This is a genomic window from Asticcacaulis machinosus (assembly GCF_028550435.1).
Lineage (GTDB): Bacteria > Pseudomonadota > Alphaproteobacteria > Caulobacterales > Caulobacteraceae > Asticcacaulis > Asticcacaulis machinosus.
In genome coordinates, this window is the sequence record NZ_JAQQKV010000004.1 from 149,288 (window position 1) to 164,723 (window position 15,436).

At 58.2% G+C, this 15,436-nt stretch carries 13 protein-coding genes; 9 read left to right on the forward strand and 4 right to left on the reverse strand.

The window, feature by feature from the left end:
• Window positions 1–30 precede the first annotated feature (30 nt).
• Window positions 31–1,032: a ketol-acid reductoisomerase gene (gene ilvC / locus PQU98_RS15970; RefSeq protein ID WP_272745962.1), complete on the forward strand. Its 1,002-nt coding sequence runs from the start codon at window positions 31–33 to the stop codon at window positions 1,030–1,032.
• A gap of 154 nt (window positions 1,033–1,186) precedes the next feature.
• Here ilvC and PQU98_RS15975 read toward each other — a convergent pair whose 3' ends face one another.
• Window positions 1,187–1,966: a tRNA1(Val) (adenine(37)-N6)-methyltransferase gene (locus PQU98_RS15975; RefSeq protein WP_272745963.1), complete on the reverse strand. Its 780-nt coding sequence runs from the start codon at window positions 1,964–1,966 to the stop codon at window positions 1,187–1,189.
• Window positions 1,967–2,127: 161 nt separating this feature from the next.
• Between PQU98_RS15975 and PQU98_RS15980 the strand changes: the two genes are divergently transcribed.
• On the forward strand, window positions 2,128–3,159 hold the full coding sequence (locus tag PQU98_RS15980; RefSeq protein WP_272745964.1) for a polyprenyl synthetase family protein: 1,032 nt from the start codon (window positions 2,128–2,130) through the stop codon (window positions 3,157–3,159).
• A 5-nt stretch (window positions 3,160–3,164) separates the two neighbouring features.
• Entirely contained in the window at window positions 3,165–4,307 is a 1,143-nt protein-coding gene (locus PQU98_RS15985; RefSeq protein ID WP_272745965.1) for an acyltransferase family protein, read from the forward strand.
• Here the strand turns inward: PQU98_RS15985 and PQU98_RS15990 are convergent.
• Window positions 4,276–5,376, reverse strand: a complete 1,101-nt coding sequence (locus PQU98_RS15990; protein ID WP_272745966.1) for a glycosyltransferase family 4 protein — start codon at window positions 5,374–5,376, stop codon at window positions 4,276–4,278. The genes PQU98_RS15985 and PQU98_RS15990 overlap by 32 nt on opposite strands.
• Window positions 5,377–5,540: 164 nt before the next feature.
• On the reverse strand, window positions 5,541–6,749 hold the full coding sequence (locus tag PQU98_RS15995) for a pyridoxal phosphate-dependent aminotransferase (protein WP_272745967.1): 1,209 nt from the start codon (window positions 6,747–6,749) through the stop codon (window positions 5,541–5,543).
• A gap of 340 nt (window positions 6,750–7,089) precedes the next feature.
• Here PQU98_RS15995 and PQU98_RS16000 point away from each other — a divergent pair, with 340 nt between their 5' ends.
• The 6 genes from PQU98_RS16000 to rodA all read left to right on the forward strand — a co-directional run bounded on the left by PQU98_RS16000 (window position 7,090) and on the right by rodA (window position 14,206).
• Window positions 7,090–7,836: a TVP38/TMEM64 family protein gene (locus PQU98_RS16000; protein ID WP_272745968.1), complete on the forward strand. Its 747-nt coding sequence runs from the start codon at window positions 7,090–7,092 to the stop codon at window positions 7,834–7,836.
• A 343-nt stretch (window positions 7,837–8,179) separates the two neighbouring features.
• Entirely contained in the window at window positions 8,180–9,223 is a 1,044-nt protein-coding gene (locus PQU98_RS16005; protein ID WP_267527260.1) for a rod shape-determining protein, read from the forward strand.
• 79 nt (window positions 9,224–9,302) lie between these two features.
• A complete protein-coding gene (mreC, locus tag PQU98_RS16010) occupies window positions 9,303–10,442 on the forward strand; it encodes a rod shape-determining protein MreC (protein ID WP_272745969.1) in 1,140 nt (379 codons plus the stop codon).
• Window positions 10,439–11,008, forward strand: a complete 570-nt coding sequence (locus tag PQU98_RS16015; RefSeq protein WP_272745970.1) for a hypothetical protein — start codon at window positions 10,439–10,441, stop codon at window positions 11,006–11,008. The genes mreC and PQU98_RS16015 overlap by 4 nt, the downstream gene beginning before the upstream one ends.
• A gap of 12 nt (window positions 11,009–11,020) precedes the next feature.
• Window positions 11,021–13,033, forward strand: coding sequence for a penicillin-binding protein 2 (gene mrdA / locus PQU98_RS16020; protein ID WP_272745971.1), 2,013 nt, complete (start codon window positions 11,021–11,023; stop codon window positions 13,031–13,033).
• A 9-nt stretch (window positions 13,034–13,042) separates the two neighbouring features.
• Window positions 13,043–14,206: a rod shape-determining protein RodA gene (gene rodA, locus PQU98_RS16025; RefSeq protein WP_272745972.1), complete on the forward strand. Its 1,164-nt coding sequence runs from the start codon at window positions 13,043–13,045 to the stop codon at window positions 14,204–14,206.
• Window positions 14,207–14,427: 221 nt separating this feature from the next.
• Here the strand turns inward: rodA and pip are convergent, their stop codons facing one another.
• On the reverse strand, window positions 14,428–15,420 hold the full coding sequence (gene pip / locus PQU98_RS16030; protein WP_272745973.1) for a prolyl aminopeptidase: 993 nt from the start codon (window positions 15,418–15,420) through the stop codon (window positions 14,428–14,430).
• Window positions 15,421–15,436 lie beyond the last annotated feature (16 nt).

Below are 15,436 nucleotides of genomic sequence, written 5' to 3' on the forward strand. Positions count from 1 at the left end.
AGATTGAACGATTCTTTTGCGAGTTTTGCCATGCCTTTACCCGTATACCATGACCGCGACTGCGATCTGAGCCTTATCCAGAATAAGCGGGTGCTGATCATCGGCTATGGCTCGCAGGGGCGGACCCACGCGCTTAATGCCCGCGATTCCGGTGTGACCGATATCCGCGTGGCGCTTAAACCCGACAGTGCCACCCGCGCCAAGGCTGCAGCCGACGGCTTTGAGGTGGTGACGGTGGCGGACGGCGTGGCCTGGGCCGAGGTTATTGTGGTTTTGACCTCTGACGAAGCCCATCAATCCCTGTTTCGCGATGAGATTGCACCGAATTTGAGCGCCGGGCAGGCGCTGATTTTCGCGCATGGATTATCGGTCAATTTCGGGCTGGTGACGCCGCCCGCGGACGTCGATGTCATTCTGGTCTCGCCCAAGGGCATCGGGCCGCGCATCCGTGACATTTACGTGGAGGGGCAGGGGGTGTTTTGCCTGTTCGGCGTGCATCAAGATGCCAGCGGTAGCGCCAAAACCATCGGCCTGTCCTACGCGGCGGCTTTGGGTTGCGGGCGCAAGGGGATACTGGAAACCACCTTTAAGGACGAATGTGAAAGCGACCTGTTCGGGGAGCAGGTCGTGCTGTGCGGGGGCACGCGTGAACTGGTCCAGGCGGCGTTTCAGACGCTGGTGGATGCCGGATACCCGGCTGAGGTGGCGTGGTTTGAAACCTGCTATGAGTTGAAACTGGTCGTCGATCTGTTGTTCGAGCGCGGCATGTCGGGCGGGTTTGAAAAGATATCGAATACGGCGGAATATGGCGCCTATCTGACCGGTCCGCGGGTCATCGGTGACGCCTCAAAAGCGGCCATGCAGGGGGTGCTCAAAGATGTGCAGTCGGGCGATTTTGTCCGCACCCTGATGGCCGATTACAACGCCGGCAGCCCTGACCTTCTGGCCCGCCGCGCGGCGTTGACAGATAACGGGCTGGATCAGACCAAGGGGTACTTGGATGGGGTGGCAAAACCCCACCTTCCGGCCTGATGGCTCAGGCCTCCCCATGACTAACAAACGATTCACTGGATCGTTTGTTGACGTCAAACCCCTCCCTGAGGGGAGGTTTTAAGAATAAGAACTCCCCCTGTTGCAGGGGGAGCTGATCTTCAGACCTTAGGTCTGAAGATCAGAGGGGGTAAATTCACCACCCCAGTATCGCCTCACCGCGCAGGATAGCCTCGACTTCGGGGGTGTGTTTGCGGTCGCCTTCGTCGTGCAGGATCAGTGGAGGCAGCAGCTTCAGCGGAGCCTTGCCTAGGCGTTTGGCGCGGACGATAACGCGCTTTGCCGGCTGATCCGCATAGGGCTGGATCGGGCGGGTGATGAACGACCCACATCGGCCTGACAGGCCGCTCAACAAATCAAAAAGCCGGTCGGCGCGATGGACGAACAAAATCTCCCCGCCGTCCTTAACCGCGCTCTGGGCAAATTCGGTCCACGCCCCAAGGCCATCATCGGCAATCCAGGCGGGGCGCTTAAGCTCATGGGGCGCGCGCAACAGGTTCGGATCATCAAAATAGGGCGGGTTGCAGATCACCATGTCAAACCGTTCCAGCCCGAACGATTTAAACCCCTTACCCACATCGCCATTGATGGCCGTATGACGCGCCGCCGGATCATTGCGCTTGATGTTTTCCTGCAATAATTCAAAGCTTTGTGACTCACGCTCAATACCGGTTGCCACCACCTGCGGGCAGCGCCTGTAAAGCGACAGCATGACCCCGCCGACCCCGCAGCCCAGTTCCAGCACGCGCGTGGGCCGCACCCGATCCTCCGCCAGTACACCGGCGGCCGCGGCGGCCAGCAGAGCGCCGTCCATGCCGATGCGATAGCCCTTGGCCGGTTGCAGCAAAACGACCCGCCCGTTCAGCAGGGTGGTTTCGACAACGCCAGACGGCAAATCAGGGGACAGGTCTTCCATCACGCGGCCATACTACAGATTGCGGCAAAACGACATAGCTCCGATTAAGACATGCTCACGCCGCCTTTATTAAGATATAACGCAAACGCTACTGACAAAGGCATGGACACCCGCGAAAAGGGGGGGTATGGCGATATTTCGAGTGTATCAGGAGTATGGTTTTGGACACGGCAGACATCGATAAAATCCGCGCCCGGCCCGACACGCAGTCACCTGTTGCAGATGTCAATGATCTGGTGCGCCTCAGTGCCGCCGATATGGATGATGTCAACGCCCTGATCCGCGCCCGTATGCAAAGCGATGTCGCCATTATTCCGGCTCTGGCTGATCACCTGATCGCCGCTGGCGGTAAGCGCCTGCGCCCGCTTCTGTGCGTGGCGGCGGCGCGTCTGTGCGATACGGCTAACACTCATCACCACAACCTGTCGGCGGCGGTCGAGTTCATTCACACGGCTACCCTGCTGCATGATGATGTGGTCGATTCTTCCAACCTGCGCCGGGGTAAGGTCGCGGCCCACCTGATCTGGGGCGCGCCATCTTCGGTTCTGGTCGGCGATTTCCTGTTTTCGCGCGCATTTGAACTGATGGTCGAAACCGGATCGCTTGAGGCGCTCGGTATCCTGTCGAAAGCCTCGGCCGTCATTGCCGAAGGCGAGGTCTGGCAACTGACCAAGGCGTTCGACATTAACCTGAGCATCGACACCTATATCGAGATCATTTCGGCCAAGACGGCGGCCCTGTTTGCCGCCGCGTCCGAAAGCGGGGCGGTGTCGGCGAAGGCTACGCCGGAGCAGCGGGAAGCTTTGCGGCTCTATGGGCTTTATCTGGGGCTGGCGTTCCAGATTCAGGACGATGCGCTGGATTACACCGGATCGGCGGCGGATCTGGGCAAAAACGCCGGGGACGACTTTGCCGAGGGCAAGGCGACCCTGCCGCTGTTGCTGGCGGTGCAGCGCTCAAAAGACACTCACGCCGATTTCTGGCATCGCGCCGTGTCCCTGCGTCAGCAGGCGGACGGTGATCTGCAAACCGCGCAGGCAATCATGAAAGAGACCGGTGCCCTGACAGATTCTATCGCTATGGCGCGTGATTATGCGACGCAGGCAAAGGCGAGCTTATCAGCCTTTAAATCCTCGGCGTGGAAGACGGCGCTGGAAAATCTGGCCGACTACAGCGTCGCGCGTAAGAAGTAGGCCGCTTGAGTCCGAACCGTGCACCTGATAATGGCCGGTTTTACGAACTGGATATATTGCGCGGCGTGGCGGCGCTGGTGGTGGTGGCATACCACTATGTCCACTTTTATTATACCGATCAGTTTCAGCCCGATCTCTATGTCGATGTGCCGTTCTTTGACCTTTTGCGGCCCATCTATCAGCACGGACTGTGGTTTGTAGACCTGTTTTTTTCGATTTCGGGTTACGTGTTCTTTTGGCTTTATTCTGAGCCCATTCGCAGCGGTGCCGTATCGATTAAAAGTTTCGCGGTGGCACGGATCGCACGACTATATCCGCTTCATTTGGTGACGCTGGGTGTGACCGTGGGGCTGATGCTGTTGTTTCAAGCGCTCTTTGGCTATGATTTTGTTTATCAGGGCAACACACTTCTGAATTTTGTCCTGAACCTGTTTCTGATACATCAATGGGTGCCGGGGGCCGTTCAAAGTTTCAACGGGCCCACGTGGTCGATATCCGTCGAACTGTGGATGTACGGCGTTTTTTTCATGTTCTGCCTGTGGAAAGGTGGTCGTCTGGCCTTAGGGGGGATGACGCTGATCGGGATCATAATACATCTGATTTCCCCGGACAGTATGGTTGGCCGCGCCCTGCCATGCTTCTTTCTGGGCGGCGTGGCCTATGCGTGTGTGCAGGCCCTGACGGCTAAAGGGATGGAGGTACAGATTCGCGGCCCTGGTCTTGGGCTGGCCCTGTCTGGCTGGGTCATCAGCTACCTGTTTGGACACGAAGGGATCACAGGGCCGGTGACGGGCTGGGTGAGCGCTGTCTTCTCAAAGGATGTGTTCGTGCTGGTTCTGGTGCCGCTTACGCTCATCGTTCTGGGGCTGTGGCGGGGTGAGATGGCGACGAAGCATCTCAAGCCCTTTGTCTGGCTGGGGGACATCAGCTATTCGACCTATCTGATCCATTTCCCGTTGCAGCTTCTGATCATGATTGGCTTGAACGGGCTGACCCCTGCCACCAAGGCGGCGGTGATCGCATCGCCCGCATTTTTTATGGCGTTTTTTGCCGTGTTGATTGGTGTGTCAATTATCAGTTACGGCCAGTTTGAGATGAAGGCGCGGCTTTGGCTGCTCAGGCGGTTTTCGCCGCGCTACCGGCACTGATCTTATAGCGCAACCACAGCCAGCCGACTGCAAACAGCCAGAACAGGGCCACCAACGCCACAAATCGCAGGTTCACACCGGTCTCTATGTGGATGTAGCGCATGGTCAGGCCGACCGCGCCTGAGAAGGCGCTTAAGCCCCATACCCGCAGGGCCATATTCAGGTGCGACGGGTCTTTGTGGATCAGCCATTGTTGGTACAGGTGATCCTTATGGGCCTCGAATAGCCGGGCACCGCTTTTGGCACGCAGGGCCAGAGTCAGCAGCACATCGACCAGCAAAGGCGCCAGCACATATCCCCCCAGCCACAGCGAAGTCACCCCGGCATGGATCATCAGCAGAACCCCGCCGGTAATCAACGCACCGCCGAACAGCGATCCGGCATCGCCCTGAAACACCTTACCCATCGGCAGATTGAACGGTAAAAAGCCCAGATGGGCCCCAAGGGCGCACACGCAGATCAGCAGCAAGCCTGCGGCATAATAGGTGCGCTCACTGAGCGGCCCCAGAACGATGATCATAATGATCATCAGCCCCAGCGCGATCGATTGCGACCCGATCGCCAGCCCGTTTGAGCCGTCCATAAAGTTGATGGTGTTTAGCCCAAGCACCAGCCAGAACGCCGTGCCCAGCATCCCCAGCCACGGCCACAGGCTGATGGCGGCCCCGAACCCGAAATCGATGTGAACAATGGGGTAGGTGCTGGCAAACCCTAACGCCAGGGCGATCTGGAACAACAGCTTGAACTTGGCATTGAGCGCAAACATGTCATCCAGTGCGCCCGACAGGCCCAAGAGGACGGCATAGATCAGCAGGGCAAAGCCATGCCCGCCGTCGCGCGGGAACTGAGGGTGGAACAAAAGGCTGAATATGGCAATGCCCAGCGCGGTCGCGGCCATGATGGCCATGCCGCCGGAGGTTGCGGTGGGCGTGTTGTGGGAGCCGCGGGCACGGGGCTTATCAACCGGCCCGCCGCGTATAGCCAGTTGGGTGAGGGCGGCAGACGCCAGCGCGGATACCGCAAAGGCCGCGATCAGGATCAGGGGCGGAATGATCCAGAACTTAATCATGTGTTAAGGGCGAAGCTTGCCCCCTCCGGCGCGGACTTACGCCCCCCTTTATACTTTCCGGCCACCTCCCCCGTAAACAGGGGAGGAGAAACGGTGATCATATGTCTTCTCCTCCCCTGTTTACGGGGGAGGTGCCCCGAAGGGGCGGAGGGGGGCATCTTGTCTTACTTCAGGCTGGCGCAGAAGCGCTGAATGCGCTCACAAGCTTCGGTCAGCACGGCTTCGGACGTCGCATAGGAAATGCGGAAGAACGGCGACAGGCCGAACGCCGCGCCATGAACGACGGCAACTGTTTCGGTTTGCAGCAGTTCCGAGGCAAAATCCTCATCGGTCATGATGACCTTGCCCGAAGGCGCGGTCTTGCCGATCACACCGGCAATCGACGGATAGACGTAGAACGCGCCCTCTGGGGTCGGGCATTCGATGCCGGCGCAGGCATTGAGACCGGCAACCACCAGATCGCGGCGCTTTTGGAAGACAGCGGCGCGTTCCGGGATAAAGTCCTGCGGCCCGTTGAGCGCCTCAACGGCGGCCCACTGGGCGATCGAGCACGGGTTGGAGGTCGACTGCGAGATGATCTTCGACATCGCCTTGATCAGCGGCTCAGGGCCCGCGCAATAGCCGATGCGCCAGCCGGTCATCGAATAGGCCTTCGAGACACCGTTCATGGTCAGGGTGCGGTCATAAAGTTCCGGCACGACCTGAGCGATGGTGGTGTATTTGAAACCGTCAAAGATCAGGTGCTCATACATGTCGTCGGTCAGAATCCATACGTGCGGATGCTTTTTCAGCACTTCACCCAGAGCTTTCAGTTCGGCCTCGGTATAGGCCGCGCCCGATGGATTGGACGGGGAGTTGAGGATCAGCCACTTGGTCTTGGGCGTGATGGCGGCCTCTAAGGTTTCCGGCTTCAGCTTGAAGCCGTCAGCCATTTCACCGACCGCGAACACCGGCGTGCCGCCGGCCAGCAGCACCATATCCGGATAGGACACCCAGTACGGAGCGGGGATGATCACTTCATCGCCGACATTTACCGAGGCCATCATGGCGTTATAGATGACCGGCTTGCCGCCCGGAGACACCGATACCTGTGTCGTGGCGTAATCGAGACCGTTTTCACGCTTGAACTTGGCGACGATGGCGGCTTTCAGCTCAGGGATACCGTCCACGTCAGTATAGCGGGTTTCACCGCGCTTGATGGCCTTGATGGCGGCTTCGCAGATATTTTCCGGCGTATCAAAATCAGGCTCACCGGCCCCAAGGGAAATGACCTTTTTGCCTTCGCGGGCAAGTGCGCGGGCCTTGGCGGTGACGGCCAGCGTGGGTGACGGCTTGACGCGTTTCAGGGTTTCGGATTCGGAAAAGGGGGCCATGAGCGTTCCTGCGGAAGGTATGGGTGTGTCGGTTGCAAAACTACGGGTCAGCGGATTAGCATTGCCGCTGGTAAAACTCAAAATTCTCTTTACGCGCCCCGTGTCGTTTGTCCACTCGTCAAAGTTCATTTGCGGATGATTTCGTGCCTGGTAATGTGAATAAGACGGGACAGGTGTATCCCTGAAGTCATAGTTGATGACGTTGCGGCGGCTTTATCATCTATTGCGCCTTTGCGTAGCCGAAATCAGTTGATAGCTGTCATTTTCGGGTTTAAGTGCCCCAAAAGTCACCGTTACGCGCGGTAGTTACCATTGCGACGGGTTGCGGATAAGTGAAAACATGGTGCAAAGCCTGAAAGCCCTTTGGGACAATGTGTGGTCGTTCCTGACCAATATGGACTCAAAGGTCATGCGCGCCGTGTGGGTGACGCTGGCTCTGTTTGCTTGCGTCGGCGTGGTGTTCATGATCGGTAAGACCGATATCGGCCATGACCTGACTCATGAACTCGAAGCGTGGATGGCCCACTATTCCAAGTCGCCGTGGGCCATATTTATCGTCATCGCGGTCTTTACGATTTCAGCTTTTATCGCAGCCCCCCAGTTCGTTTTGATCGCCGCCTGCGTGGTGGCGTTCGGGCCGTGGATGGGCTTTGTCTATTCGTGGGTGGCGACCATAGTATCTGCTGCGGTCACCTTTTACGCCGGACGGTTCATCGGGGCCGACACGCTGGCGAAGATCGAAGGCAAGCGTATGCAGCGCCTGTCGGAATATATCGGGCGTAACTCGTTCACCGCCTCATTCATCGTGCGCAATGTGCCATCGGCACCGTTCATCATCGTCAATATGGCTTTCGGCGTGTCTAAGGCCCGCTTTTCAGGGTTTATCTTAGGCTGCGCGCTGGGGTCGATCCCCAAGACAGCACTGGTCGCCCTGTTCGGATCGTCGTTTTCGCGGCTCACCTCCGGCGGCGACTGGAAGGGGGCTGCCCTGATTGCGGTCATTGGCCTGGCGTGGATGGCGTTGATGATTTTTGCGCGTACACTGATCGAGAAATGGCGTGAAGCCGGACGAGGGCCAGTTTCTTAAGGGGCCGGCCTCTTAAATCGCAGTCTGAAAAAAGCCGTAATCAGGTGGTGGAATTGCGACAATATTATTCGGTTTTAATTTCACCAGAGTCCTGAAAAACAAAGGCTTTTAAACAGGCCTTGTTATTTTGAATCATCTTTTTAAACTTGTCGCTTGCAATTGATTCCAGTTAAGGGCAAGTGACTGTCTCCCTGACATCGGGCATGTGGTTTATGTGCATGGTTTGCAGCCTGTCTGCCCCGTCCGGATGAGGTGTCTTTGGCCGCAACTGATCGCTCAGATGGCGGCTTAGGCGCAGATTAAAAAGTAATTCTGATCAGACTTCAAAAAGCGGTTGTATTCTATGTTAAAAGGCTTCTTCGGCGGGTTCTCGAACGACATTGCGATGGATTTGGGGACGGCCAATACGCTCATATACATGAAGGGCCGGGGCATAGTTCTCAACGAACCGTCCGTGGTCGCGCTGCGTAATGTCGGCGGCCGCAAGGTGGTTCACGCCGTGGGCATCGAGGCCAAGCAGATGCTGGGCCGGACACCGGGCCACATGGAAGCCATTCGTCCCATGAAGGACGGCGTGATCGCCGACTTCGAAGTCGCCGAAGAAATGATCAAGTATTTCATCCGTAAGGTTCATAACCGCAAAGGCTTTGTGAACCCAAAGGTCATCGTGTGTGTGCCGTCGGGGGCGACTGCCGTTGAGCGCCGCGCCATCAATGATTCCTGCCTGAACGCATCGGCGCGCCGCGTGGGTCTGCTGGATGAGCCTATGGCCGCCGCGATTGGTGCCGGTCTGCCGATCCATGAGCCGACCGGGTCGATGGTTGTCGACATCGGCGGGGGTACGACCGAAGTGGCCGTTCTGTCGCTGTCGGGTATTGTTTATTCGCGCTCGGTGCGCGTCGGCGGCGATAAGATGGACGAAGCCATCACCAACTTCATGCGCCGTAACCACAACCTGCTGATCGGTGAAACGACGGCCGAGCGCATCAAGAAGGACATCGGCACCGCCCGCGTCCCGCACGACGGCGAAGGTCTGGCCATTGATGTCAAGGGCCGCGACCTGATGCAGGGCGTGCCGCGCGAAGTGCGCATCTCTGAGCGTCAGGCGGCAGAAGCTTTGGCTGAGCCGGTCGCGCAAATTATCGATGCGGTTAAGGTAGCACTTGAGGCTACCCCGCCGGAACTGGCCGCCGATATCGCCGATAAAGGCATTATGCTGACTGGTGGTGGTGCTTTGCTGCGCGGTCTGGATGTGGAAATTCGCGACCAGACGGGCCTGCCGGTGTCTGTGGCCGAAGATCCGCTGTCATGCGTGGCGATTGGTTGCGGTCGCGTGCTGGAGCATCCGCGCTGGATGCGCGGCATTCTGGACGCCACTTTATCTTAAAAACCGAGCCTAAATTCTGTCGCTAATCGGCGCTATAAGGCCTGCATAAGTTTAAGTCTGTTGATCCGGGGTCAGTCGCGTGCCGCAAGGGGATAAGCATTTTGAGCACCTGAAACTGCCGGTCAACTGGGGCGTTATGGCTTTGGTGGCGGCGGTCTGTATCTTTGGCGCGCTCAGTTTTCTGGGCGACCGGCGCGAAGAGGTGTCGGGGCGCTCGTACGGTAACCGCTCTGGCTTTGATGCGGCTGCGGGCCCGGCCAGCAATGTTTTGGCCACTCCGGCCCATGTGGTCGGTGACGGGGCCAACTGGATTGACGATTATTTCTTTGCCGTGCGTGAGAATCGCATCCTGAAAAAGCGGGTGCAGGATCTGTCGCTGTATCGCGACATGTATTTTCAGCAAAAAGACATTTCCGAACGCTACGAAAAACTCCTGAACCTGCGCACCGAGCCACCGGTGGAGATGGTCACCGCCAGGTCCGTGTCCGTGTCACGCGGGCCTTTCAACAACAACCGTCTGATTGATGCCGGATCGAACGCCAAAATCCGCTTCGGAAACCCGGTTATCACCGATCAGGGGCTGGTCGGCCGCGTGGTGGGCGTAAGCCCAAAGGTCAGCCGCGTGCTGCTGATCACCGATGTGGTCAGCCGCACCCCGATCATGATCGCCCGCTCTGATGCGCGCGCCGTTATGTCCGGCGATGGCGGCGAATTCCCGCGCCTTGATTTCGTGCGCGGTAAGGATGCCGTCAAGAAAGGCGACCAGATTCTGACCTCCGGCGACGGCGGCATCTTCCCGCGTGGTTTGCCGGTCGGCGAAGCGGTGCAGGGCGTCGATAAGGTGTGGCGGGTTAAGCTCTATGCCAATCGGGCCCCGATCGATTTTGTCAAAATTCTGCTGTACGAAGATTTCTCGCAGTTTCCGGAAGCCGATCAGGTGCTGATGACGCCGCAGATTACCGAACTTCTGCCGCAACCGGCGATCCCGCAACCTGTGACCGCAGGAGCGGCGGGGGCGGCCTCCTCAGCCGGTGTGGCCTCAAGTGCGGCGGCGCCTGTATCGGGGGCAGCAACCTCTGCCGCCGCCCGCCCAGCCGCCCCTCGGCCAGCTCAACCGCGTCCTGCACAGACACGCCCGGCGCAGACATCCGCCACGCAGCCTGCGCAGGCCCAAACCCAAAGCGCTGCCGCCACACCCGCGACTGAGGTGCCTTTTTGAAAACGCCGTTTATCAAGACGCCGCTTAAGGTGACGCTTGATCGCGGCGTGCGCAAAGGCATGGCTCAGCGCATGATCGGCCCGCTGGACTGGATCGGCTGGCCGGCGCTGTGGGTGCTGGCCGGAACCATCCTTCTGGCGACGCCGATGAAAATATTCGGGCTTTATTTGCCGGAACCGGTCTTGCCGCTGGCTTTGGCGTTTTCGTGGCCGTTAATCCGTCCGTCCTATATTGCGCCGCTGGTGCTGGCGCTGATGGGCGCGTTTCTGGATTATTTCTGGGGCGCGCCGCTGGGGTTTTGGACCCTGTCGCTGATGATCGTCTACGGCGTGACCTTTTTGTTGCGCGGGTATATTGTGGGGCAGGACATGATGGTCATTACGGCCCTCTATGGTTCGGCGGTGATCGGGTTTTTCGTACTCAATACCCTGCTGGCAACGATTGATTCAGGCATGGTGCCGCGCCTGATCAGCGTGTTCGAGCAGGCTCTGGCGACCTTTGCAGCGGTATTTCTGGTGTTGTGGCTGCTGGAAACCTTTGTTCACGCCGATGTGCGCTTTCAGTGAGTAATGGCATAGATGGCTGAAACCTCGATCATTTTCAGCGATGTCAACGAACGTCAGGGCGTGTTCTCACGGCGCGTCTTCCTGATGGGCGGGGTAGTGGCGTTTGGCCTGTTTGCCCTGACCGGACGACTGGCGCAGCTTCAACTGATCGAAGGCGGTAAGTACCGGCGCCTGTCTTCGGCCAATCAGTTCAACTACCGCCTGATCCCGCCGCCGCGCGGGCAAATCCTTGACCGCAACGGTGTGGTTATCGCCGGTAACCGGCCATCCTTTTCGGTGCTGGTGATGCGCTCGCAGGTTAAGGACATCGACGAAACCCTGGATCAGATCGCCTATGTCCTGCCGCAGACCCTGCTGCGCCGCCGGGCGATTCTGCGTGATATCAACCAGAGCCGGCGCTTTGCGCCGACCGCCATCGCCACCGATCTGAACTGGGAAGACTTCGCCAAGGTCAACCTCTATGCCTCGACCATTCCGGGCGTCGATGTGTCGATGGATGAGGTGCGTGTTTACCATTATGGCGGCGCGTTTTCCCACGTCATCGGCTATGTGGGTAAGATTTCCGACAAAGACCTCAAGGCCGAAACCGAAGCGGCCGGTGACGAAGAACAGCTCGATCCCATCCTGCTGCATCCCGGTTTCCGTATCGGCAAGCAGGGCATTGAAAAGGCCTTTGACAAAGACCTGCGCGGGGTCGCGGGTGCGCGTAAGATCGAAGTCAACGCCACCGGCAACATCATTGCCGAAGACTCGGACGGTATGCGTCCGGCCACGCCCGGCGAAGATGTGACCTTGACGCTGGATGCCGAAATCCAGCAGCGCGCGCTGGAGGTCTTTGGCGAAGATTCCGGTGGGGCGGTGTTGATGAACATTCACACCGGCGAAGTGCTGTGTATGATGTCGGCACCGTCGTTCGATCCCAATCTGTTTGTGTCAGGCATTTCGTCAAAGGCCTACGGCCTGCTGCGCGACTATGAACGTCTGCCGCTTTTGGATAAGTGTATCGGTTCGACCTTTGCGCCGGGCTCGACTTTTAAGGTAGCAACCGCGCTGGCTCTGCTTCAGGCGGGCGTTGATCCGTCCGAGCGGGTCGTCTGCTCGGGCAGTTATCGCTACGGAAATACAACGTTTGCTTGCCACAAACGCGGCGGTCATGGCCCTCAGAATGTTCATGATGCCATCAAGAACTCGTGCGACGTTTATTTTTACCATATGTGTAATCGTCCGGGCGCCGGGCCTGATGGCATAGCGCGCACCGCACGTGCACTGGGCATGGGCCATATTTTTGAAAATTTCGAAATTTCGGGTCAGAAAAAAGGCACTATTCCTGACCGTGAATATAAGCGCACGGCGTTTAAAAATGACCCCAAATGGCATCTGGGGGAAACCCTGTCGGTGGCCATTGGTCAGGGCTATGTGACGACGTCAGCCCTGCAACTGTGCACCTATATCGCCCGCATCGCTAATGGCAAAAAAGCGGTCGAGCCTTATCTGGTCAAGAAAATCGGCTCGGTCGAGAAAGTGCCCTTCAAGGATTTCAAAGACTTGCCGTTTTCGCGCGAGCATCTTGATATCGTGCGGGCCGGGATGGTCGCGGTGTCCAATGATGTGACCGGCACCGCCTATCGCAATTCGCGCCTGAACCTTGGCAATATCGAAATGGCGGGTAAAACCGGTACGGCGCAGGTGCGATCCTACAAAGGTGTTGCCAATCGTCGCAACGAAGGTATCCCGTGGAAATTGCGTGACCACGGCCTGTTTGTGGCCTTTGCGCCCGCCGATGCCCCGAAATACGCTATCGCCGTCATCGTCCAGCACGGCATGGGCGGGTCGATGTTTGCGGCCCCGAAAGCGCGTGAGATCATGAAGCTGGCCCTGATCAAGGACCCTGAGATGCAGGCCCGCATCATTCAGCCCATGCCGATCGACCCAAGCCTTGCCAATGCGCCGGATCAGGAACTGACCTCTGATGCGCCGCCCGATACGATTGACATCCCGACGCCTCCAGCGAATCCGCAACCGTAAAGGACTCTCATGGCTGAAAGCGCACTGACACGCCCCGGACAACGCGACCGCTACCAGAATAAGTTCGTCCAGATCGACTGGATGCTGTGCCTGATGATGTCGCTGATCGCGGGCATGGGCGGCTTGGTGCTTTATAGCGTCGGCGGCATGTCATGGGAGCCGTGGGCCTATGACCATATTTTTCGGTATGGCCTGTTTTTTGTGATCATGATCGGTCTGTCGATGGTGAACTTAAGCGTCTGGCTGAGTCTGAGTTACTGGATTTATGGCGCATCATTGCTGCTGCTGATCGCGGTTGAGCTGTTTGGTAAGGTCAAGATGGGGGCCCAGCGCTGGCTTGATATCGGCATTACCGACATTCAGCCGTCGGAGTTCATGAAACTGGCCATCGTGCTGGCTCTGGCCCGCTGGTACCATGAAAATTCGGCCAAGGATGCCAACTGGTCATGGAAGCTTTTGGTGCCTATCTTCATGATCATGATGCCGTTTACGCTGGTGGCGCACCAGCCGGATCTGGGCACGGCCATGCTGATCCTGATCACCGGTGTGGCGGTTATGATTGCGGCCGGCCTTAACTGGAAAGCGATTGCGACCGCGGTGGGTGCGGGCGTCGTTGCCATTCCGTTTGTCTTTACCTTCGTCCTGCACGACTATCAGGCCAAGCGCATCACGACTTTCTTAGACCCCGAATCCGATCCGTCAGGGTCGGGCTATCACATCCTGCAATCGAAAATCGCCATGGGCTCAGGCGGTCTGCTGGGCAAAGGGCTGGGGCTGGGCTCTCAGTCGCAGCTTAACTTCCTGCCGGAAAAGCATACCGACTTTATCATGGCAGCAGTGTCCGAAGAACTGGGCTTTGTCGGTGGGGCATCGGTGTTTCTGCTGTACGGGCTGGTGATTTTCATGGCCCTGCGCATTGCCATGCTGTCCCACAGTCACTTTGGCCGTCTGGCCGTGGCCGGCACGATCGCGACTTTTGCCGTCTATGTGCTGATCAATGGGGCAATGGTCATGGGACTGGCGCCGGTCGTCGGCGTGCCCATGCCGCTGCTGTCTTATGGCGGCTCGGTCATGCTGACGGTGATGGTGGCCTTTGGGCTGGTGCAGGGTGTCAAGGTGCACCGGTATCAGGAGTTGCCGCGCCAAAATTCTATCTTCGCCCGCTTCGAATAAAGGAAAATCGCGGTCTTTGCGGGGCGGCCCGTGCCGGTGATTACGTCGTTGTCGTCGCTGGCAGGTACTTAAGTACCTGCGGCGCTAAACGCCTAGTACTCACCTCAAATCTCACGATTTTCCGGCCGGTGAATAAATATAAGAAAAGTTTCCCTCTCCCCGTTTACGGGGAGAGGGTAGGGTGAGGGGCAAAAAAAGGGTAGGAGCAAAATGCTGAGGCCTTACCCCAGCACCTCAACCGCCTGATCACAGGCGGCTACCAGCGCCTCCAGTATCCCCGGATCGGACGACGAATGTCCGGCCTTACCGATCAGCTTAAACCGCGCCTCTGGCCACGCCTTATGCAGGGCCCAGGCGCTGTCCATCGGGGTGACCACATCAAACCGGCCCTGAATGATCCATGCCGGAACGTGGCGGATACGGTCGATATGATCGAGTATCCAGTTCTCGTGCTCGAAAAAGCCCTTGTTCTGGAAATACCACGATTCAATGCGCGCAAAGGCGATGGCAAAGTCAGTATCGGTGAATTTTGACGGCGTGTCGGACGGCCCTTCGATCGATAGCGTTGCTCCCTCCCAGCCGCTCCACGCCAGCGCCGAAGCCGCCTGCTGCGCCTTATCCTCGCCATTCAGGCGGCGGATGTGGGCGGCCATCAGGTCGTGGCGCTCATCTTCCGGGATCGGGGCAATGAAATCTTCCCAGATGTCGGGGAACAGGTAGCTGGCCCCTTCCTGATAGAACCATTTCAGCTCTTTCGGGCGCACCATAAATATGCCGCGCAAAATCAGGCTTAACACCTTATCTGGATGGCTGATGGCGTAAGAAAGCGCCAATGTCGATCCCCATGATCCGCCAAACACCGCCCACTGTCCAATCCCCAGTTTTTGCCGCAGGGCTTCGATATCGGCCACCAGATGCCAGGTCGTGTTGTCGCTCAGATCGGGATCGGTTGAGGCGTGGGGCGTCGATTTCCCGCAGCCGCGCTGATCGAACAGGATGATGCGGTAAAGCTTGGGATTGAAGTAGCAACGCAGATTGGGGCTGGTGCCGCCACCGGGGCCGCCGTGCAACACGACGACCGGAATGCCGTCCGGGTTACCGCTCTGCTCATAATAAATCCTATGGCGGCCACCTGCGGACATGTAGCCCTGATCATAGGGCTCTATGGCGGGATATAGGCCTTTGGCCGGTCTGGGGCTGAGGGAATCGGTCATAAGAAATGGTGTTGGC

Coding starts and splice junctions, on each gene's coding strand:
- mrdA (WP_272745971.1), top strand. CDS start 11,021: ATGGCTGAAACCTCGATCATTTTCAGCGATGTCAACGAACGTCAGGGC.
- PQU98_RS15975 (WP_272745963.1), bottom strand. CDS start 1,966: ATGGAAGACCTGTCCCCTGATTTGCCGTCTGGCGTTGTCGAAACCACC.
- PQU98_RS16000 (WP_272745968.1), top strand. CDS start 7,090: ATGGTGCAAAGCCTGAAAGCCCTTTGGGACAATGTGTGGTCGTTCCTG.
- PQU98_RS15990 (WP_272745966.1), bottom strand. CDS start 5,376: ATGATTAAGTTCTGGATCATTCCGCCCCTGATCCTGATCGCGGCCTTT.
- PQU98_RS16005 (WP_267527260.1), top strand. CDS start 8,180: ATGTTAAAAGGCTTCTTCGGCGGGTTCTCGAACGACATTGCGATGGAT.
- rodA (WP_272745972.1), top strand. CDS start 13,043: ATGGCTGAAAGCGCACTGACACGCCCCGGACAACGCGACCGCTACCAG.
- ilvC (WP_272745962.1), top strand. CDS start 31: ATGCCTTTACCCGTATACCATGACCGCGACTGCGATCTGAGCCTTATC.
- pip (WP_272745973.1), bottom strand. CDS start 15,420: ATGACCGATTCCCTCAGCCCCAGACCGGCCAAAGGCCTATATCCCGCC.
- PQU98_RS15995 (WP_272745967.1), bottom strand. CDS start 6,749: ATGGCCCCCTTTTCCGAATCCGAAACCCTGAAACGCGTCAAGCCGTCA.